At 42.9% G+C, this 976-nt stretch carries 2 protein-coding genes; both read right to left on the minus strand.

Annotated features, from left to right (window positions below; genetic code table 11):
• Positions 1–448, minus strand: a 448-nt coding sequence (locus H5202_RS23365) for an IS3 family transposase (protein WP_182774100.1), incomplete at its 3' end; no start/stop codon positions are given.
• Positions 385–684: a transposase gene (locus H5202_RS23370; protein WP_101087190.1), complete on the minus strand. Its 300-nt coding sequence runs from the start codon at positions 682–684 to the stop codon at positions 385–387. The genes H5202_RS23370 and H5202_RS23365, both read right to left, overlap by 64 nt.
• Positions 685–976: the final 292 nt, after the last annotated feature.

Here is a 976-nt window from a genome sequence, read left to right on the forward strand (position 1 = left end):
CACCACACCAAACCTGGTTTATGACGTCAACGTTAAACTGTCGCTTTAACAAGTTAGGCGCGATTGTAGGCTCATCATTCACTATCTTGTAGCGATGTTTTCTGGGTTGGCTACTGATAAGTCCTGCATCTCTCATTAAACTGGCAGCCTTATAACGGCCAACATTTTCACCTAATTGATTGAGCTGGCCTGCTATCGTTCTCGCGCCAGCAGAGCCTCGGCTATCACGGTGGATTGCAATTGCTTGCTGGCGTAATTTCTCACGTTCAGGCTTCACTAATCCACGATGTTTGAGATGATAATGGTAGCTACTACGCGGTATTTCAAACAAATGACAAAGCTGTTTGACGATGTTCTGCTCTCTCGATAACAATTCAATTAATGCTATCGTTTGATGTTGTCTTGCATTAAGAGAGCGGTAGCCTTTTTTAAGATATCTTTCTCCCATTCAATTTTCTTAATTTGAGCTTCAAGCTCTTGAATTCGTTTTTGTTCGGGAGTGATGGCATTAGCTGATGGAGTAATACCTTCAAATTCTTGTCTTAGCTGGGTTACCCAACGTCTAATCGCTGTCGGGCCTACGCCGGTTGCATCACAAGCTTCTCGGATGGTGTAGCCTTGTTTAATCACAAGGTTAGCGGTATCTATTCTAAATTCTGTTGAGTAAGTTGGTTGAGTCTTCATTACTTTTTACACCGTTTTATCTTAAGGGGATTTTACCTCAATCGGTGTACAGTTTCATTAAGCCACAATAATCCTACTCTTTTATCCCCGAAGGGGACGCAGGGGCATATCGGCAACACTATTGCCATGACCTAATACCATTGATAGATGTTGACCACAAATTATAAACGTAAAAAAGCCCGTTACGTTAGTAACGGGCTTATCACTACTCTTTCGAGTAAATTAGGCGCCTGGAAATGACCTACTCTCGCATGGGGAGACCCCACACTACCATCGGCGATACTGTGTTTCA

It is taken from the genome of Shewanella sp. SG41-4 (genome assembly GCF_014164505.1).
GTDB lineage: Bacteria > Pseudomonadota > Gammaproteobacteria > Enterobacterales > Shewanellaceae > Shewanella.